We start from the raw sequence: 21,085 nt of genomic DNA on the forward strand, positions 1-21,085 counted from the left end.
AGAAAACTAAAAAATGGAAAACAAAAGATGGAAAACAACTCAAGATTATTCTTGTGGAAAACAAAGGATGGAAAACAAAAATGAAAAAACAAACTCAATACTTATTTACAAGTGAAGTAGTAAGTCCTGGACACCCAGATAAATGTGCAGATATTATTGCAGACTCAATAGTTGATAGATTAATTATAGAAGATAAAGATAGTCGAGTAGCATCTGAAGTTTTTGTGGCAGGAAAACATGTTGTAATTGGTGGTGAAGTAAAATCAAAAGCAACATTATCAGATAAAGATTATGAAAAAATTGTAAAAGATGCCTTAGCAAAAATTGGATACGATGGAAAATCTGCATTTTCAAAAGAACAATGCTTACATCCAGATGATGTAAAAGTACAAGTTTTATTAAATCAACAAAGTCCAGATATCTCTCAAGGAGTTGATCAAACAACTGGAGAAATTGGAGCAGGTGATCAAGGAATTATGTTTGGCTTTGCTTCAAGTGAAACAGCTGATTATATGCCTGCAGCTATTACTTATGCAAGAATTTTATGTGATAAAGTTTATAATTATGCTTTACATCATAATCAAAAACTTGGAGTTGATATTAAAACACAAGTTACAGTTGATTATGGTACAAAAGCTAATTTTGAAAATTGTAAACCTCAAAAAATTCATACAATAGTTGTAAGTGCACCTTCTGTTGAAGGAATGCCAATTGAAGAAGTTAGAAGTTTAATTCAAGGTCTGATAGATGATGCTGGACTTCCAACAAATATGTATGATAAAAATTCAACAATTATTCATATTAATCCAACAGGAAGATATGTAAATCACTCTTCTTTACATGATAGTGGATTAACAGGAAGAAAATTAATTGTTGATTCATTTGGTGGATATGCACCAATTGGTGGTGGAGCTCAAAGTTCAAAAGATTATACAAAGGTTGATAGAAGTGGACTTTACGCTGCACGTTGGATAGCTAAACATATTGTTGCTTCTGGACTTGCAAAAAAAGCAATAGTTCAAATATCTTATGCTATTGGAGTTGCACGTCCTACTTCAGTTGCAGTTGATACAATGGGAACTTACACAAAATTTGATGATGATACGTTATCACAATTTGTAATGGATACTTTCCCATTGACACCAAGATGGATTACAGAAAAATTTGCATTAGATAAACCAAGTGAAAAAACTTTTCTTTATGCAGATGTTGCTGCAAGGGGACAAGTAGGTCAAAGTGATTATCCATGGGAAAAATTGGATGAATTAGATAGATTTGAGAATATTCAAAAATAATAAAGGATTATTATGGATTTAAGAAACTTATTTAGCAAAATATCTTTTGACAGTAAATCAAAAGAACAACCAACAAAAAAAGATGCACCAAGTCATTGGGTTAAATGTCCAGAATGTAATGCATTAATGTTTTTTAAAGAGGTAGAAAATCAAGATAATATTTGCCCAAAGTGTAATTTTCATATGAGAATTGGAGCAAAAAGAAGAATTGAAATTTTAACAGATAAAGATAGTTTTGTTGAATATGATGCAAATCTAAAGCCAAATGATCCTTTAAAATTTGTTGATAAAACATCTTATAAAAAAAGAGTAGAAGAGGCTTTTAAAAATACTGGAAGAACATCATCTGTTGTTAGTGGTGAGTGTACAATTAATTCTATTCCTGTACAACTTGTAGTTTTTGATTTTGCTTTTATGGGTGGAAGTTTAGGTTCAGTTGAAGGTGAAAAAATTGTACGTGCTGTTAATAGAGCAATAGAAAAGAAACAAGGTTTAATTATCATCTCTGCTTCAGGAGGTGCTAGAATGCAAGAGTCAACTTTTGCATTAATGCAAATGGCAAAAACTTCTGCTGCACTTAAAAAATTAGATCATGCAAAACTTCCATATATATCAGTTTTAACAGATCCAACAATGGGTGGAGTATCTGCTTCTTTTGCCTTTTTAGGAGATATTATTATGGCAGAACCAGGTGCTTTAATTGGATTTGCAGGACAAAGAGTTATTAAACAAACAATTGGAGCTGATTTACCTGCAGGTTTCCAAAGAGCTGAATTTTTACTTGAAAAAGGCTCTATTGATATGGTTGTAAATAGATCAAAAATGAAACAAACTTTAGCAGATTTATTAGGTATGTTTCAAAAAGAAAAAATTAGTTAATAAATGATTTCAAATTTAGAAAAGGCTTTAGGTTTTGAACTTAAAGCCTTTAATTACTTATATGTTTTATGTGATTATGAAACATTACTTAAAAAAAATATCACTTTAGATAAATTTATTGATTTATGTAAAAAAAAAGATGTTAAGTTAGTTCAATATAGAGATAAAATCTCATCTTTAGAAGAACAAAAAACAAATCTTTTATATTTAAAATCAAAATTAAATATTCCAATAATTATAAATGATAAAATTGAATTAATAAAATATGCAGATGGTTTACATCTAGGACAAGAAGATTTTCTAGCAATTCATAGAGATAAAAAAATTGCAATAAAATTAGTTAGAGCAAAAATAAAAGATAAATTACTAGGACTTTCAACCCATAATGAAATAGAAATTTTAGAGGCAAATGAACTTCCTTTAGATATGATTGGTCTTGGAGCATATAAAAATACAACAACAAAAGATGTTAGTACAATTTTAGGAGATAAGATTTCTTATTTAGCAAAAATATCTAAACATCCAGTTTGTGCTATTGGTGGAGTTCAAATAAATGATAAAATCCCAAATATTAGATTTAATGTAATAGGAAGTGGCTTTTATTATGAGTAAAATAAATATATATTCAATATTAAAACCATCAAAAGATGATTTTGATTCTATAATACAAGAATTTGTAAAAATGTCTTCAAAATACGCAAAAGTTGAAGTTCATTATATATTTAATAAAAACATAGCAAAAGCCCAAACAATAGGTGAAAAAGAGGCACAACTTTCATATTCTGAAACTTATGAACCTTTATTAAAAGGGTTTAATATAGCACTTGACGTTTTAGGTAAAAAAGTTGATACATATGCTTTTTCTAATCTTATTGAAAATAAAAATGAAGTTAATTTTTTTATTGGTGGAGCATATGGATTTCAAAGGGAATTTTTACAAAAATGTGATAAAGTAATTTCACTAAGTGATTTAACAATGGCTCATAAAGTTGCTAATGTTGTACTAACAGAGCAGATATTTAGAAGCTTAAGTATTCAAAATAATCATCCATATCATAAGTAATTTATAAACATTTTTGTATAATGAAAATAGTAAAAGAAAGTTTTTAAAAAGGAAAGAAGATGGGTCTTAAAAAATATATCATCTCTTCAATAATTTTTATTATTGCGGTATTTGGATATGCATATAGCTTAGAATTAGGTGAATATGAAATTTCACTACTTGGATATTCTTTGAATTTACCTGCATCAGTGTGGATAGTATTTCCAGTAGTTGTTTTAGCATTAGTTACTTACTTACATATTATTTTTTATGGGTTAATTAACTATTTTAAACAAAAAGCAGTAATTAAAGATCATGAAACTATGATAGAGTTTATTAAATCAGGATTACTTGAAAAAACTAATGTTTTAAAGTTTAGAACAAAAGATTTTAAAAATTTATCTTCAATTTTATCACAATTGAAAATTGTAGTAACAGATGAAAGATTCACTTCTTCAAATGAAGAGTTAAACAAAATAGTTGGAAATATTCAAGATATAAATGATGGGAAATTTGTGAGTGAAAAATCTTTTAAAATAAATGAAACATCAAAATTAGCAAATTTAAATATGTTAAATAAAGTTAATGAGCAAATTGATTTTGCAGTGGATGTACTAAAAAAACCAGAAAATTATTCTTCAAATATCATTAGACAAGCTTTTGAAAATGTACTAGAAGAAAAAACTATGACAACAATTAAAAAACTTTATAAAAATATTAAACTTGATAAAGAGTTAGCATTTAAACTTTTTGAAAAAGATGCAGCAAATAATGAATTTGGATTTACTGCTGAAGAGATTTTAGCAATAGTTAAAGATTTAGATTTTAATAAAGATGATTATCTTGCTTTAGCAAAAAATTATGAAAAAATATTAAAACCTGATCAAATAATTTCAATTTTTGAAAAACTTTCAACTGAAGTTGAAGAGGCAACAACGGCATATTTACATGTATTATGTGAATACGAGATGATTGATAGAGTAAAAGAGATAGTATCTTTAACTCCTGACACAGAATATACAGCATTTAAAGCTCTTTTAGATTTAAAAGAATCTGGAAAATACTATAATTTAGAAACGATATCTTACAAATAATGAATAATAAAATTGATTTTAGCAGACCGCTAATGGTATTGGCACCATTAGCAGGTTATACAGATTTACCTTTTAGGTCAGTTGTAAAAAAATTTGGTGCAGATTTAACAATATCAGAAATGATTTCATCAAATGCTTTAGTTTATAAAAGTGCAAGAACACTTAAAATGATAGAAAAATCTCCTACAGAAGATCCTTATTTTGTTCAAATTGCTGGTAATAGTGTTGAATTAGTTCGTGATGCAGTTCAAATATTGAATGATGTTGAAGGAATTGATGGAATTGATTTAAATTGTGGATGTCCTGCTCCAAAAGTTTTTAATCATGGTTCAGGTTCAAATCTTTTAGGTGATTTAAAAAAACTTGAAGAGATTTTATCTACAGTAAAAAAATATTCTAAAAAACAATATACAAGTGCAAAAGTAAGACTTGGTGTAAATGAAAAAATTCCAGTTGATATAGGAAAAGCAGTTGAAGCTTGTGGAGTTGATTTTGTATCAGTTCATGGAAGAACCAGAGCTGGAAAATATAAAGCACCAGTTGATTATGATGCAATTAAACAAATGAAAGAAGCTATTTCAATACCTGTTATTGCAAATGGTGATATTAAAGATTATGATAAAGCAAAAGAAGTTTTAGCATATACTAATGCAAATGGTGTAATGATAGGTCGAGGTGCAATTGGAAAACCATGGGTATTTTATCAATTAAAACATGGAATAGAAGATATTTCAAATGAAAAGAAAAAAGAGATAATTTTAGAACATTATGATGCAATGCTAAAATTTCATGGACCTCACGGTGCTATTATGTTTCGAAAATTATTACACTCATATTCAAAAGGTTATACAGGAGCCAATGAATTTAGAGATATTGTGAATAAAATCTCAGATGTAGATGTTATGAGAGATTTAATCGAAAACTTTTTTTAAACTTTTTTAATTAGATTCAAAAGTTATTTAGATAGAATATTGCACTTTTTATAAGTAAAGAAATTATAAACAATTTTTTAATAAAGGAAATATTTGTCTAAATACTATTTTGAATTAGCTTTCAAACCAGATAATCATTATGAACTTTTTTTAGATTTATTAGAATCATTAACAGCAGATGCAATTGAAGAAAGTGAAGGTAGCTTAATTGTACGAAGTGAAGATGAACTTGAAGACTTGAAGTTTGGGATAGAAAAATTCTCAAAAGCTTTAAATATTAACTGTAATATTTCATATGAAAAAAAAGAGAATATAGATTGGATAAGAGAATATCAAAAATCAGTTAAATCTGTAGAAATTGGAAACTTTTTTATAAGACCATCATGGGAAGAAAAAAAAGAGAATAAAATTGATATTATTATAGATCCAGCTCTATCTTTTGGTTCAGGACACCATGAAACAACTTCTTCTTGTATTGAAGCAATTGATGAATTTGTAAAAGAAAAACAAACTGTTTTAGATGTAGGAACAGGAAGTGGTATTCTTGCAATTGCAGCAGCTAAAAAGAATTGTATAGTTGATATTTGTGATACAGATGAAGTTTGTATTAATGACACGAAATCAAATTTTGATTTAAATAACGTTAGCTTTAATGATGCTTGGATTGGCTCAACAAATAAAACAACAAAAAAATACGATGTAGTTATTGCAAATATAGTTGCAGATGTTTTAGTAATGATAGCAAGTGATTTGAAAAAATGTTTGAATAATGATGGATTATTAATAATTTCAGGTATATTAGATAAACATATAAATAGAGTATTAAGTAAATTTAAAGATTTAGAAGAACTAAAACTTATTCATAAAAATGAATGGGTTACCGTTGTATTTAAAAATAGTAAGGAGTCTTAAATTATGGCTAAAAAACAACAAAATAATAGCAATAATAATAACAATAACAACGCTAATAATGGGAATAATAACAATTTTTTTAATAATAATCCATTATTGATATTTGTAATTTTTTCAATTGTTACAATATTTGCATTTAAAACAATTTTTCCAGAAGATCAAATATCTAGTGGGACAAATTCAAATATTCAAGCATTTGGACAAACAACAAATAAAACTATCGCATATTCTGATTTAAAGAAATTAATTAGTTCAGGAAAAATAGAGTATGTAGGAATTGGAAATACTCAAATTAGAGCAGTTTCAAAAAATGATGGTGGACAAGTAGTAACATATACTGCAAGAAGAGTAATACCTGATGAAACATTGATTACAACTTTAGAGCAAAATGGTATTGGGTATGGTGGTATTAATGAAGAGAATATTTTAGCTGATATTTTATTTGGATGGGTACTACCAATATTTATTTTCTTTGCCATTTGGATGTTTATTGCTAAACGAATGCAAAAATCAATGGGTGGTGGTTCAGGAGGAATTCTTGGAATTGGTTCATCTAAAAAAATGATTAATTCTGAAAAACCAAATGTTAAATTTGACGATATGGCTGGAAATAAAGAGGCTAAAGAAGAGGTTCAAGAAGTTGTTGACTTTTTAAAATCTCCAGATAGATATGTAAGACTTGGTGCTCAAATCCCAAAAGGTGTTTTACTAGTAGGACCTCCTGGTACAGGGAAAACACTTTTAGCAAAAGCAGTTGCTGGTGAAGCTGATGTTGAATTTTTATCAGTTTCTGGTTCAGCTTTTATAGAGATGTTTGTTGGGGTTGGAGCTTCAAGAGTTAGAGATTTATTTGAACAAGCAAAAAAAGTAGCACCTGCAATTATTTTTATTGATGAAATTGATGCAATTGGTAAAAGTAGAGCAAGTGGTGGACCAATGGGAGGAAATGATGAAAGAGAACAAACATTAAATCAGCTTTTAGCTGAAATGGATGGATTCTCAACAGAACATGCTCCTGTTATTGTATTAGCAGCAACAAATAGACCTGAAGTTTTAGATCCTGCACTTTTAAGACCAGGAAGATTTGACAGACAAGTTTTAGTTGATAAACCTGATTATGAAGGAAGAATTGAAATCTTAAAAGTACATATTAAAGATGTAAAATTAGGGAAAAATGTAGATTTAAAAGAAATTGCAAAAATGACAGCAGGACTTGCTGGAGCTGATTTAGCAAATATCATTAATGAAGCAGCATTACTTGCAGGGCGAGCTAATAAAGATGAAGTTGAACCAAGTGATTTTAAAGAAGCGGTAGAGAGACAAATTGCTGGACTTGAGAAAAAATCAAGAAGAATTTCTCCAAAAGAGAGAAAAATAGTTGCTTATCATGAATCTGGACACGCACTAATTGCTGAAATTACAAAAGGTGCAAATAAAGTAAATAAAGTATCAATTGTTCCAAGAGGACTTGCTGCACTTGGATATACTTTAAATACTCCAGAAGAAAATAAATACTTGATGCAAAAACATGAATTGTTAGCTGAAGTTGATGTTCTTTTAGGTGGACGTGCAGCAGAACAAGTATTTATTGGAGAAATTAGTACTGGTGCAGGAAATGATTTAGAAAGAGCAACAGGAATTATTAAATCAATGGCTACTATTTATGGTATGAGTGATATTGCTGGATTAATGGTTTTAGAAAAAAGAACAAATCAATTTTTAGGTGGACAAACTCAAAAAGATTATTCAGATGCTATGGCAAAAGAACTTGATAATCACGTAAAAACATTGTTAAATGAAAGATATGAAATTGTTTTAAATGCTCTAAAAGAAAATAGTGCAGCAATTGAACAAATGACAGCAGAATTACTTGATATCGAAGTAATTACAGGTGAAAGAGTAAGAGAAATTATCAAAGAAAATGGTGGAAAAGTTTTCGAAGATGAAGATTTGCATAGTGAGGCAATTACTCTTGAAGATGAAACTACAAAAACAGAAACTACTGAGTTATAAATTCTTATAGGAAGTCAGATAAATTTTTATCTGACTTCTTTTCCCTCTTTTATCAAAATTATTTTTTCTTGTGTTTAGTTATAATTGTTGTATAATTGATTTATATAATGATTCATAAAGGTTAAGTATGAATAAAAATCAAGATTATTTTTTTTATTTAAAAAAGACAACAGTTTTATATGTTGAAGATGATGATAGTACAAGAGAAGAATTGGAATACTTTTTAGAAAAAAAAGTATATAAACTAATTGTTGCAAAAAATGGACAAGAAGGTTTAGAATTATATAATAAGCATAAACCAGATTTAATCGTAACTGATATCCAAATGCCTGTAATGAATGGTATAAAAATGATTAAATCACTAAAAGAAATCAATCCAAATTTACCTATTGTTATTATTACTGCTTTTAATGATACAGATTATTTATTTGAAGCAATAAAATTAAATGTTACTGGATACTTAACAAAACCTCTTAATTTATATGCACTTAGTGAAACTTTATTTACAATATCAAAAAATATTTTTCTAGATAAAGAGAATAAAGAAATATATAATACTTTAAAACAATATAAAGATATAGTTGATGAAAGAGCAATTATCTCAAAAATGACAATAGATGGAACAATAACATATGTAAATGAACCATTTGAAATAATATCTGGTTATAAAAAAGAAGAACTTTTAGGTGAATCGCATTATATAATTAATCCATTAATTAATAACAAAATATTAAAAGATATATTTAAAAGAATTAAAATTGAAAAAAAATCGTGGCATGGACATATAAAAAACATCTCAAAAGAAGGAAAAGAATATTTCTTAGATTTAATTATTAAACCAATTTTAGATTTAGATGGCAATATATTAGAATTTATTTCATTGGCAAATGATATAACAGATTTAGAAATATCAAAAAATTATTTTGAACTTTTAACTCAAAAAAACACTCTTGATTTAAATGAGTCAATAAGAGTAGTTAATGCTTATAAAGAAGCAATAGATGAAAGTAATATTATTCTAAGAATAGATTTAAATAAGAATATTGTTTATGCAAATAAAGCATTTTATGATTGTACGGATTATAAAAAAGATGAATTATTGGGAAAATCTTATTCCTCATTAAGACATTTTGGTTTAGATGAAAAAGAACAAGAAGAAAAAATCAATAATATGTTTTGTGGAGAAATTTGGAAAGGGAAAATATCAATTTATGGGAAAAATGAAAAAATATTTCATTTTGATGTAACTTTATTTCCATTAAAAAACAGTGATGGCAAAGTTAATGAATATATGGAAATAATACATGATATAACTGAAATAGAAAATTTACATGATGAATTAGAAGATACACAAAGAGAAATTATTTATAAGCTTGGTGAAATTGGTGAAACAAGAAGTAGTGAAACAGGTAATCATGTTAAAAGAGTTGCAGAATATTCAAAACTTTTAGCTCAAAAAATAAATTTAAATTATGAAGATACAAATAGACTTTTTATAGCTTCTCCAATGCACGATATAGGAAAAATTGGTATCCCTGATTCCATTTTAAATAAACCAGGTAAATTAACTCCAGAAGAATGGGAAATCATGAAAAATCATGCTCAAATTGGTTATGATATATTGAGAAATTCGAAAAGAGAAATACTAAAAGCAGCAGGAATAGTTTCTTATACACATCATGAAAAATGGGATGGTAGTGGTTATCCTTTAGGATTAAAAGGAGAAGAAATACATATCTTTGGAAGAATTACAGCAATAGTAGATGTTTTTGATGCTTTAAGTAGTGAAAGAGTTTATAAAAAAGCTTGGGATATTGAAAAAATTTTAGAACTTTTAAAAGAAGAAAAAGGAAAACATTTTGATCCTAATTTAGTTGATGTTTTCATAGAAAATTTAAATGAGTTTTTAGAAATAAAAGATAAATATAAGGAAGTAGATGAAAAATCTGAGTATTAGAATTAAATTAATCATAATTTTTATTGTAATAAAAATTCTTCCTTTAATATTTATAGCTTACATAGCTTATATGGGTGTTATCAAACTAGATACTTATTTAAATAAAAGTACAACTTTTTTATTTAATCAAAGTAAAGAAATTATTATAAATACTGCAAATGCATCAATTGAAGATAGTATAAAAAATTTAGATAAAAAATCTCAAGATTCTTTAGAAAAAATCTCTTATGAAATTGCAAATAATATTGCAGAATTTTTATATGAAAGAGATAAAGATTTATTATTTTTATCAAGAGTAGATTTAAATCAGAAAGTTTTAGAAAATTTTTATGAAGCAAAAACAAAAAATATAATTGTTCATGATGAATACTTTTATGATGATGAAACGAATACTTATAAAACAAAAGAAGAGTTAAAAAAAATTGAAAGAGAACAAAAAACTGCAAATTTAAAAGAGAATGAAAAAGAGTTTAATTATATTAATCCAATAGAGTTTAAAACAAAAAATATACCAATTTACAAAGAGATAAGTTTTTTTGATTTAAATGGAAACGAAAAATATAAAATTTCTTCAATAAATCCAGAAAAATTAAATGTTTCAGATAGTAAAAATACTTATGTAAAAGCAGAAAAATATTTTGATGAAATTTCAAAATTAAATAAAAATGAAATTTATGTTTCAGATGTTATTGGTGAATATGTAGGAAGTAAAATAATAGGAACTTTTACAAAAGAAAAAGCAAAAAAAGCTGGAATTGAGTTTGAACCACAAAAATATGGATATGCAGGAATTGAAAATCCTTTAGGAAAAAGATTTGAAGGAATTATTCGATTTATTACACCAGTATTTAAAAATAATGAAAAAATAGGTTATATTTCTGTAGCGTTAGATCATAGACATATTCAAGAATTTACAGATACAGTAAATCCTACAAGTATAAATCTAAAACAAAATATTGCAGATGCAAGTTTAGGTAATTATGCTTTTATTTGGGATTATGAAGGAAAAAGTATTGCTCATCCAAGGGATTATTCGATTTTTGGATATGATAAAAATAGTGGTGAAAAAGTAATGCCATGGTTAAGTGCAGATGTTGCACAAAAATTTTATAGTTCAAATAAAGATATTAATGAATTTTTAAAAGATTATCCAAAATTTGAAGAACAAAGCTTGAATAAAAAACCAAATCTAAAACAGTTAAAAGAAGATGGAAATGTTGGATTGGATTGTAGATATTTAAATTTTGCTCCTCAATGTGAAGGTTGGATGCAATTAACCCAAAATGGAGGTTATGGTTCTTTTATTATAAATTGGAGTAATGTTTGGAAACTTACAACGGCTGCAACGATTCCTTATTACACTGGAAAATATGGTAATACAAAAAGAGGATTTGGTTTTGTTGCAATTGGAGCAAGTGTTGATGATTTTCATTCAGCTGCTAATAAAACAAGAGAAGATGTCCTAAAAATATTAAATAATCAAACAAATTCAATGTCTGAAATAATGAGTGAGAATCAGAGTGAAATTAAAACATTTATAGATGCTTTGATAAATGAATTGACAATTATTACTTTTGCAATGATAATTTTAATTATTGTAATAGCTTTATTAATGTCAAGTTATTTAAGTAGAAAAATAGAACATATACTAATTGGAACAGAAAAATTTGCAAATAATGAATTGGATTATAGAATAAAAGTAACTTCAAAAGATGAAATTGGTCAATTAGAAAATTCGTTTAATGAAATGGCAGAAAAAATTGAGCAATTAATAAAAGAAGAAAAAATATTAAATAATACTTTAGAAGAAAAAATAATAGTTGAAACATCAAAACAAAAAGAACAAGAGCAACTTTTAATTCAGCAAACAAGACTTGCTGCAATGGGAGAAATGATAGGAAATATTGCTCATCAATGGAGACAACCTTTAAATGCATTAGGATTAGTTTTACAAAATTTGAAATTTTCTTATGATATAGGTGAATTAGATGAAAAAATGATGAATAAATCAATAAATAAAGCAAATGTTCTTACGCAAAATATGTCAAAAACAATTGATGATTTTAGGAAATTTTTTAAACCAAATAAAGCAAAAGAGAAATTTGGAATAAATGAAAATGTAAATAAAGCTATTGAATTGGTTGAATCAACTTTTGAACATCATAATATAAAATTAAAAAAAGAATTTTCTTCAAATGAATTAGAATTTAATGGTTTCCCTAATGAATTTTCTCAAGTTATATTAAATATTTTAACAAATGCAAAAGATGCTTTACTTGAAAGAAATATTGAAAATCCCGAAGTTATTGTTCAAACAAAAATGGAAAATAATAATATTTTTATTTCAATAAGAGATAATGCAAAAGGAATAGATGTAGATATTATTAATAAAATTTTTGAACCATATTTTACAACAAAAGAAGAGGGAAAAGGAACAGGAATAGGATTATATATGTCAAAAATTATTATAGAAAATAATATGAATGGTAAAATAGAAGTTTCAAATGAAGAAAATGGTGCTAATTTTACTATAAAATTGCCAGTATAAATATAAGATTTTTAGGATTAAAATTTTTTAATTTTTATCCTAAAAAGAAAAAAACTATTGACAAAAAAAGATTTATTAAATATACTAAAAAATCAAAAAACAAAAAGGAGAGATATATGAAAATATTTGATTTTTATAAAAACCATTTCATTAAAAGTGTTAACTCTCTTCTGCTTCTCTCTTTTTCTCTCTAAAATTATAAACTTTTATAATTATAATTTATAACAAAATAATCAAAACTCAGTTTTTCTTTTTTTATTTAAAAAAAGATATAATTAATAACATTTTAAAAGGTTAATATGATGGATAAAAATAAAATTATTGTATTTGATACAACATTAAGAGATGGGGAACAAAGTCCTGGTTGTTCTATGAACACAGAAGAAAAAATAAAAGTGGCTTTGCAATTAGAGAAATTAGGTGTTGATGTAATAGAAGCTGGATTTGCAGCAGCAAGTCCTGGAGATTTTGATGCAGTTAGTAGAATAGCACAAATAATTAAAAATTCAAGTATTTGTTCTTTAGCAAGAGCAGTTGAAAATGATATAAAACAAGCTGGATTAGCAGTAAAAGAAGCTCCAAAACATAGAATCCATACATTTATTGCAACATCACCAATTCATATGAAATATAAATTAAAAATGAGCGAAGAAGAAGTTATTAAAAGAGCAATTCATGCAGTACAATATGCGAAAACATTTGTGGATGATGTTGAATTTTCTTTAGAAGATGCAGGAAGAAGTGAAATTTCTTTTATGAAAGAAGTAATGGATGCTGTCATTAGTGCAGGTGCAAGAACTATAAATTTACCTGATACAGTTGGATATAGATTACCTACAGAATTAGGTGCAATGGTTAAAGAATTAAGTGATTTTGCAGGCGATAGAGCAATAATTTCAGTTCATAATCATAATGATTTAGGATTAGCAACTGCAAATACTTTAGCAGCAGTTATGAATGGTGCAAGACAAATTGAAGTAACAATTAATGGATTAGGAGAAAGAGCTGGAAATTCAGCTTTAGAAGAAGCAGTTATGGCTATTAAAACTAGACGTGATGCTTTTGGAGATTTATATACAACTATTAATACTCCTGAAATTTATGCAACTTCAAGATTAGTTGCAACAATAACTGGCGTAGAACCACAACAAAACAAAGCTATAGTTGGTAAAAATGCATTTTCTCATGAAAGTGGAATCCATCAAGATGGTGTATTAAAACATCAAGAAACTTATGAAATTATGAGACCAGAAGATGTAGGTGTTATAAAAGATAGTACTTTAATTTTAGGTAAACATTCAGGTCGAGCTGCATTTAAAGATAAAATTGCACAATTAGGATTTGATAAAGTAAGTGATGAAGAGTTAAATTCTGTATTTGAAAGATTCAAAGCATTAGCTGATAAGAAAAAAGAGATTACAGATGATGATGTAAGAATGTTAATTACTGATGAATCATTAAATCATGATAAAACTTATGATTTAATTGGATTACAAATTAGTGACTGTACAACAGGTGTTCCAACAGCTGCAGTTGCAATAAAATATAAAGATGAAATTATAAAAGATGCAGCTATAGGTGATGGAACAATGGATGCAATATTTAAAACAATTGATAGAATAACAGGTTATGCAGGAGAGTTAAAAGATTATAAAGTTATCTCTGTAACTGAGGGGAAAGATGCTTTAGCAAAAGTTACAACAAGAGTATCTTTTGATTCAACAAGTCCAGCTTTTGTTGGTCATGGTTTGAGTATTGATACAATGTTGGCTACTGCAAAAGCGTATTTAGGAGCATTAAACTCATATCTTTCACAAAAAGAGAGACTTTCTAAAAAATCTGAACATCAAGTATAAAAAAAGATAGCTTTTAAAGCTATCTTTTTTTTATTCAAATCCATAAGGAATATTTCGTGCTCCAATTCTATTTTTTTCTTAGACTTTTAAAAGATTCATTTCGGGATTTAATACCAATAATTCTTGTAATTTTATTTTTCCAGTTAGCAATAATTCAAGCTGTTCCTGAAGGTTGGGTAAATACAGCTTTAGGATTAGGTATAGTTGCAATAGGTTTAGCAATATTTTTACAAGGATTAGAAATAGGAGTTTTCCCTATTGGTGAATCCTTAGCCAAAGATTTTGCAAAATCAGGTCATGTAATTTGGATTTTAATTTTTGGATTTCTTATAGGATTTGGTACTACAATAGCCGAGCCTGCACTTGCTGTTATTGCTGATAAAGCAGCCTCAATTTCCAGTGGACGAATAGATTCTAATATATTAAGATTGGTTGTAGCTTTATCTGTTGGATTTGCCATTTTGTTGGGAGTTTATAGGATTATAAAAGGTCATCCTATTCATTATTACATAATAATAGGATATATATTAGTTGTTGGAATTACTTTTTTTGCACCAAAAGAGATTATAGGATTAGCTTATGATTTAGGTGGAGTTACAACTTCTACTGTTACTGTACCTTTAGTTGCAGCTTTGGGGATAGGTTTAGCTTCTTCAATAAAAGAGAGAAACCCTGTTATTGATGGTTTTGGACTTATTGCTTTTGCTTCTTTAACACCTATGATTTTTGTACAAATCTATGGAATTTATGTATATAACTTTGGTGAAGTAAAAGAGGTAGCTCAAGTTGTAGTTCAAGCAACAGTTAGTTCAAATGCAACGATTAGTGTAAATTCAGTACTATCTGGAATTTTAGCAGTTATTCGAGATGTTATTCCTATATTATTAATAATTTTATTTTTTCAATATATTGTTTTAAAGAAAAGTATAGAAAAACCAAAAACGGTATTTTTAGGTTTTGGTTTAGTAATAATTGGATTGTATACCTTTATTTTAGGTTTAGAGATGGGGTTATTTTCACTTGGTGAAACAATGGCTTATCAATTAACAAAAGGTAATTCTGTATTTATAATCTACGCTTTTGCTTTTGCAATTGGTTTTTCTACAACTATGGCAGAACCTGCGCTTATGGCAATTGCAAAAAAAGCAAAAGAGATAAGTGATGGAAAAATAAATGATTTTGTTCTAAGACTTTTTGTAGCTTTAGGAGTTGCGATTGGTATTGCTTTAGGTGCTTTTAGAATAGTTGATGGTGGACACATTCACTACTATATAATTTTTGGTTATATAGTTGTAATTATTCTTACATTTATTGCTCCTAAATATATAATTCCTATTGCATATGATAGTGGTGGAGTTACAACATCAACAGTTACAGTTCCTTTAGTTGCGGCTCTAGGAATTGGGCTTGCTTCAAATATTGAAGGAAGAAGTCCATTGATTGATGGATTTGGGCTTATTGCTTTTGCTTCACTTTTCCCCATGATTACAGTTATGCTTTATGGTGTAATTATTGAAAAAATAGGAGTAAAATCTGATACTCAAATAGAAAAAGAAGAACTATTAAAAGATGCTTTAGTTGATGCTGATAATATGGATTTAGCAACTGTAAATATTGATGGTTCAAAAATAAGACATTCTTTATTATTACAATTTAGTGCGGTTGTTATAATAGTTCCAGAAGATAGAAGAGATGATGCTATTGTTGCAGCTCAAAAAGCAGGAGCAAGTGGAGTTACTGTTTTAGATGCACATGGAATTGGACTAGAAGGAATGGCAAATTTTTATAGAACATCTTTTGAAGCTAAAGATGTTTTATTACTATTTTTGTTACCACAACATTTAGTAAATGAAGTTATTAAATCTATAATACATTCTTTACATATTACAACAACAGGTAAAGGTGTAGCTTTTGCTTTTCCTTTATCTCATATGAAAGGTATCTCTTTGACAAAAGAAGATATTTTTAAAGAAAAAGCATATCAAATAAATATAAATGAAGATGAAGAATTAGGAGAAAAACATAGTGTTTGAGATAACAAATAGTGAACAAATAAAAGATGCAATAAATCAAAATCAAGTAAGCTTATTCTATTTTAGTGGAGAAAATTGTTCAGTTTGTAAAGTTTTAAAACCAAAAATTGAAGAGGAAGTAACTAAAAACTTTCCTAAAATTAAACTCTATGAGATAAAAACAGACATATATAAAGAACTTACAAGTCAATTTACTGTATTTTCTATACCAACTACTATCATATTTTTTGAAGGTAAAGAGTTCAAAAGATATGGAAGAACTATGAGTATTCCTCTTTTTTTAGAGGAAATAAAAAGACCTTATGATTTGATGGGTGAGTGAAATGAAAAGAACATTATTAATTTTTTTAATTATTTTTATAGTTATGCAGTTTATCCAAACAGATAAAACAAATCCAGTTGTTGATAAAAATATGGAGATAAAAGCTGAAGAAGGGATTATGGAAATCTTTAGAACAGCTTGTTATGATTGTCATTCAAATGAAACAAAATATCCTTGGTATTCAAATATTGCTCCTTTTTCTTGGGCTATTTCTAATCATATAAATGAAGGAAGAAAAGCTTTAAATTTTTCAATTTGGGAAACATATACAGATGAAGAAAAGAAAGAGCATTTAAAAGATATTTATAGAACAGTTTATGCTTCAATGCCACTAGAAACATATCTTTGGGTACATAAAGAGGCTGATATTAGCTCACAAGATAGAAAAACTATAAGAGATTGGACGGGAGTTAGATCTAAGTGAGAGAAGAAGTAGCCGAACTTTTATCAAGTAAAAAAGAGTTATTAACAATTACATATTTTAAATTACAAAAAATGTTTGAAAAAAAGTATGGACCAAATACGGTTGTACTTATGGAAATAGGGACTTTTTTTGAAGTTTATGAAGTTAATAATGATGAAGAACATATAGGAAAAGCAAAAGAAATAGCTGAACTTTTAAATATTCAATTAACAAGAAAAAATAAATCTATTTTAGAAAATTCAAAAGAAAATCCTATTATGGCAGGAGTTCCTGCTATCTCTTTTGAAAAACATCTTGCAAGAATAATAGCAGAGCAGAAATATACAGTTGCAATAATAAGACAAAAGGGACTTCCTCCAAGTGTAAGTAGATACTTAGATACAGTTGTAAGTCCTGGAACAAACTTTGATTTTGTAATCTCTCAAGATGAAAACAATATAACTTCACTTTTAATCGACCAAATAAGAGGAATTTATTTAGTTGGTTATAGTGCAATAGATGTTACAACTGGAAAGTGTTATTACAATGAGGTTCACGGAACAAGTGAAGATAAGTTTTTTGCACTTGATGAAGTATTTAATTATATGAATATGCATAAAACAAATGAGATTATTGTAAGTTTTGCAGATAAAAATATAAATCAAAAAGAGGTTATTGATTATTTAGAATTATCACTAAAAACTTTTCATATAGGACATTTTAGACCAAAAATCTCTTATCAAAATGAGTTATTTAAAAATGTGTTTAACATAGAATCTTTACTAACTTCTATTGAACATCTTGATATGGAAAGAGTTCCACTTAGTACAGAATCTCTTGCTGTGTTAATTGATTTTGTAATAGGACATGATTCAAATATTATTCAAAAATTATCTTTCCCACAAAAACTTGATATTAGTAAATATATTTATCTTGGAAATAATGCTTTAGAACAATTAAATATAATTGAAACTTCTCATAATCCAAGTTTGATAAAACTAATAAACAATACTTCAACAGCTATGGGAAAAAGACTTTTAAAAGAAAGACTTACACATCCAGTTAAAGATAGTAAAGAGATTTTACGAAGACTTGCACTTTCTAAAGAACTGTTTGATTATCATGCACCAATTGAAAATGAGTTGGCAAATATTTATGATATTGAAAGATTAACAAGAAGAATAAAACTAAATAGGCTTCATCCTTTTGAGTTAAATTATTTGTATGATTCACTTTTGAGTATAAAAGAAGTTGTAACTTTTATGGAAAATTATAAGTTTATAACTCCGCCTTGTAGTAGTGCTGATTTAACACTTTTTATTCAGTCAATTGATTCAACTTTTGATTTAAGTGTTAGTGGAAAATATATGCTAAAAGATGTTGATACAAATATGATTAGCTCTGGAATTAATACTCAAATTGATGAGTTAAATATACAAAATGAAATTTTATATTCAAAACTTGAACTTTTGCAAAAACATATTTTATCTTACATAAAATCAGATGATTCTAATTTTGTTGGAATTAACAGACTTGATAAAGAGGGATTTTTTATCACTTTAACAAAAAATAGATTTAACTCTATAAAAGAAGAGTTATTAAATTCTCATTTAATTGTAGATGATGAATTGTATTTGTTTAAGGATTTTACTATAAGAATTCAAACAAATTCTGTAAAGATTTTTTGTAAATTAACAGAAGATATTTCAGATAAATATGTACATAATCTACGAAAAATTGTTGAGTTGAATAAACTTGTATTTAAAGAAAAAATCCAAGAATTTGAGAAAAAATTTGCAACTTTACTTCAAGAGTTAGTCCAGTTTATAGCAGAAGTTGATTTAACAGTTTCAAATATAAAAACAGCAAAAAAATATAACTATACTTGTCCAAAAATTGTAAAAACAAAAGAAAATGAAAATTTTTTAGAGCTTATTGATTTAAGACATCCGATTATTGAAGCAAATGAAGAACAAGGAATTTATGTACCAAATGACATAATTTTAGGAGAATTATCTCTTGCATCAAAAGAGTACAAAGATAATGTAATTATCAAAAACTCAAATCCCGTGAACATTTATAACAACAAAATGCATGGAGTTTTACTTTATGGAATAAACTCTTCAGGAAAATCTTCACTTATGAAAGCTATTGGAATTTCAGTGATTCTTGCTCAAGCTGGATTTTACGTACCTTGCAAATCTATGAGATTTTCTATTTTTGATGCGGTTTATACTAGAATTAGTGGAGCTGATAATATTGCAAAAGGCTTATCTTCTTTTGCCGTTGAGATGTTAGAACTTAAAAATATTTTTAATCGAGCAACTAAAAATTCTTTAATTTTAGGAGATGAAATCTCACATAGCACTGAAACAATGAGTGGATTAAGTATAGTTGCAAGTTCAATTCTAAAGTTATCTAAACTTGAAGCTTTATTTGTTTTTGCAACGCACTTACATCAACTTCCAGAAATTGAAGAGATAGCAAAACTAAAAAATATCATTTCACTTCATCTATCTGTTATGTATAAAGATGAAGAAGATAAACTTATTTTCGATAGAAAACTAGCCTATGGAAGTGGTTCATCTATGTATGGTTTGGAGTATGCAAAATCACTCCATATGGATAGAGAGTTTTTAAGTGTTGCAAATGAAATAAGAAAAAAATTAACTGATGATTATAATCCTTTAGAGCGATTGAGTCAAAGAAAAACTTCTAAATACAATAACAATGTATTTGCTTCATCTTGCGTTATATGTGGACGAGCTTGTGATGATGTTCATCATATAAAAGAACAAGCAAGAGCAAATAAAGATGGTTTTATAGGTCATATAAATGCAAACCATAAATATAATCTTATTCCACTTTGTAAAGAACACCACAAAATGGTTCACGATGGAACGATTAATATAAATGGTTTTATTGCAACTTCTAAAGGTTTAGAATTACACTACACGATGGTTGAAGATTAACAAAAAATTGTACATCTATATTGCAAAAAATCCTCTGCATGTAAAAGAAATAGAGTTGGAGTAACTCCTGTGAAAAATTTGAATTCTTTAATAAAAGAGGATTGGTCATAGAAGTTATTTTCAACTGCAATTTCTTTAAAATCAACAACACTTTTATTAGATTTTATTAGTTTTAAGGTGCTATAAAATCTATTTATTCTCTCTATTGATTTTGGTGTCATACCTGTAAATTCTTTTACTTTTCTTTGTGTTTGTCTAATTGATAACCTATTTTGGTCATAAAAATTATCAAGATTATGATTCTTTGTAAGTTCAAATAAATTTGATAATAAAGTATCTTCTTGCATATCTCTAAAAATCTTAAATAAATAGTTATCTAAAAGATTTAATGAAGCTAATGTATTAGCTTTTAATTCGTGCAATTGACTAATTATAGATGAATCAAAATTTAAAGAGAGTTCATTTATTTCATACAATTTATCTTCAAGTTCTGATACAGGAATACCAAAGAGTTTAAAAAATACTCCAGGATATAAAGATACATCTATATAGTACAAATTTGAATCTAAATTTAATGTATGTCTATCTAAACTTGGAGGACAGATATAAATTCCACTTTTTAAAGATTTATTGGAATAAGTTATATCATCTTCCGAGTCAACAATAAATAGCAAACAAATATTATCATAAGGAAGAACGATTTTTTCCTCATTAGTTATCATATTTGTTTTATCATAATTTACAAACCAATAGGATTTTACCCATTGTTGTAGTTTTATATTTGGTTTAAAAGTTTTAAATTCGAACAATTTTTTTATCCTTATTTA

At 27.0% G+C, this 21,085-nt stretch carries 16 protein-coding genes; 15 read left to right on the forward strand and 1 reads right to left on the reverse strand.

The features are described 5' to 3' along the window. The first annotated feature begins 80 nt into the window (after window positions 1–80). The 15 genes from metK (at window position 81) to ABLL_RS03070 (ending at window position 20,258) form a co-directional block, all read left to right on the forward strand. Entirely contained in the window at window positions 81–1,295 is a 1,215-nt protein-coding gene (gene metK / locus ABLL_RS03000) for a methionine adenosyltransferase (protein WP_014473305.1), read from the forward strand. Between the two features lie 12 nt (window positions 1,296–1,307). Then, window positions 1,308–2,174, forward strand: a complete 867-nt coding sequence (accD, locus tag ABLL_RS03005) for an acetyl-CoA carboxylase, carboxyltransferase subunit beta (RefSeq protein ID WP_014473306.1) — start codon at window positions 1,308–1,310, stop codon at window positions 2,172–2,174. Between the two features lie 3 nt (window positions 2,175–2,177). Beyond that, window positions 2,178–2,786: a thiamine phosphate synthase gene (locus ABLL_RS03010; RefSeq protein WP_014473307.1), complete on the forward strand. Its 609-nt coding sequence runs from the start codon at window positions 2,178–2,180 to the stop codon at window positions 2,784–2,786. Then, window positions 2,779–3,237, forward strand: a complete 459-nt coding sequence (locus ABLL_RS03015) for a 23S rRNA (pseudouridine(1915)-N(3))-methyltransferase RlmH (RefSeq protein ID WP_014473308.1) — start codon at window positions 2,779–2,781, stop codon at window positions 3,235–3,237. The genes ABLL_RS03010 and ABLL_RS03015 overlap by 8 nt, the downstream gene beginning before the upstream one ends. A 59-nt stretch (window positions 3,238–3,296) precedes the next feature. Next, window positions 3,297–4,310: a hypothetical protein gene (locus ABLL_RS03020; protein WP_014473309.1), complete on the forward strand. Its 1,014-nt coding sequence runs from the start codon at window positions 3,297–3,299 to the stop codon at window positions 4,308–4,310. Next, a complete protein-coding gene (locus ABLL_RS03025) occupies window positions 4,310–5,242 on the forward strand; it encodes a tRNA-dihydrouridine synthase (RefSeq protein ID WP_041654643.1) in 933 nt (310 codons plus the stop codon). The genes ABLL_RS03020 and ABLL_RS03025 overlap by 1 nt, the downstream gene beginning before the upstream one ends. 93 nt (window positions 5,243–5,335) lie before the next feature. After that, window positions 5,336–6,154, forward strand: coding sequence for a 50S ribosomal protein L11 methyltransferase (locus ABLL_RS03030; protein WP_014473311.1), 819 nt, complete (start codon window positions 5,336–5,338; stop codon window positions 6,152–6,154). 3 nt (window positions 6,155–6,157) lie between these two features. Next, window positions 6,158–8,167, forward strand: coding sequence for an ATP-dependent zinc metalloprotease FtsH (ftsH, locus tag ABLL_RS03035; protein WP_014473312.1), 2,010 nt, complete (start codon window positions 6,158–6,160; stop codon window positions 8,165–8,167). A gap of 127 nt (window positions 8,168–8,294) precedes the next feature. Next, on the forward strand, window positions 8,295–10,124 hold the full coding sequence (locus tag ABLL_RS03040) for an HD domain-containing phosphohydrolase (protein WP_014473313.1): 1,830 nt from the start codon (window positions 8,295–8,297) through the stop codon (window positions 10,122–10,124). Further along, window positions 10,105–12,672, forward strand: a complete 2,568-nt coding sequence (locus ABLL_RS03045) for a HAMP domain-containing sensor histidine kinase (protein WP_014473314.1) — start codon at window positions 10,105–10,107, stop codon at window positions 12,670–12,672. Before ABLL_RS03040 ends, ABLL_RS03045 begins: the two co-directional genes overlap by 20 nt. 302 nt (window positions 12,673–12,974) lie before the next feature. Then, window positions 12,975–14,528 carry a 2-isopropylmalate synthase gene (locus ABLL_RS03050; RefSeq protein ID WP_014473315.1) on the forward strand — a complete coding sequence of 518 codons (1,554 nt, stop codon included), beginning with the start codon at window positions 12,975–12,977 and terminating at the stop codon, window positions 14,526–14,528. Between the two features lie 56 nt (window positions 14,529–14,584). Further along, on the forward strand, window positions 14,585–16,561 hold the full coding sequence (locus ABLL_RS03055) for a DUF1538 family protein (protein WP_014473316.1): 1,977 nt from the start codon (window positions 14,585–14,587) through the stop codon (window positions 16,559–16,561). Beyond that, the gene (locus ABLL_RS03060; protein WP_014473317.1) at window positions 16,554–16,883 is read left to right on the forward strand and encodes a co-chaperone YbbN; all 330 of its coding nucleotides are present in this window, start codon (window positions 16,554–16,556) and stop codon (window positions 16,881–16,883) included. The genes ABLL_RS03055 and ABLL_RS03060 overlap by 8 nt, the downstream gene beginning before the upstream one ends. A 1-nt stretch (window position 16,884) precedes the next feature. Then, a complete protein-coding gene (locus ABLL_RS03065) occupies window positions 16,885–17,307 on the forward strand; it encodes a heme-binding domain-containing protein (protein WP_014473318.1) in 423 nt (140 codons plus the stop codon). Further along, window positions 17,304–20,258, forward strand: coding sequence for a DNA mismatch repair protein (locus tag ABLL_RS03070; RefSeq protein WP_014473319.1), 2,955 nt, complete (start codon window positions 17,304–17,306; stop codon window positions 20,256–20,258). The genes ABLL_RS03065 and ABLL_RS03070 overlap by 4 nt, the downstream gene beginning before the upstream one ends. On the opposite strand, the gene ABLL_RS03075 is transcribed toward ABLL_RS03070, so the two are convergent. Further along, a complete protein-coding gene (locus ABLL_RS03075) occupies window positions 20,255–21,067 on the reverse strand; it encodes a DUF6597 domain-containing transcriptional factor (protein WP_014473320.1) in 813 nt (270 codons plus the stop codon). The genes ABLL_RS03070 and ABLL_RS03075 overlap by 4 nt on opposite strands. Window positions 21,068–21,085 lie beyond the last annotated feature (18 nt).

Source organism: Arcobacter sp. L (assembly GCF_000284235.1).
Taxonomy (GTDB): domain Bacteria; phylum Campylobacterota; class Campylobacteria; order Campylobacterales; family Arcobacteraceae; genus Aliarcobacter; species Aliarcobacter defluvii.